The following is a 262-nucleotide window of genomic DNA, read 5'->3' as shown; positions in this document are numbered from 1 at the left end:
GGGTCAGGCTCAGGCGCACGCTGCGGATGCGCGCCGGATCGCCAGGGTTGCTGCTGTAGGTCGAGGCTGCGACGTCGGTCGCCGAGCTGGCAAGGCCGAATGTGACGTTGAAGGCGCTGACGTTGTTCACCAGCACTTGCTGCGCCGGATTGCCGCTGCCAGTGCCCATAAGGATCTGATTATTGCTGAAGCTGTAGATCAGGCGCCGGATCGGGAACGCAATCTGCCCCGTGGTCGGGCTGCGCAATCCGCTGTAGGCGAC

The 262-nt window shown here is 64.1% G+C and carries 1 protein-coding gene; it reads right to left on the bottom strand.

The window, feature by feature from the left end; genetic code table 11:
* Positions 1-262, bottom strand: a 262-nt coding sequence (locus AB2L51_RS15275) for a hypothetical protein (protein WP_400922706.1), incomplete at both ends; no start/stop codon positions are given.

It is taken from the genome of Acetobacter fabarum, assembly GCF_040702925.2.
In the GTDB taxonomy this organism is placed as follows: Bacteria; Pseudomonadota; Alphaproteobacteria; order Acetobacterales; family Acetobacteraceae; genus Acetobacter; species Acetobacter fabarum_B.
Note: the sequence above shows the minus strand (reverse complement) of the source record. Positions and strands in the feature narration are given on the sequence as shown.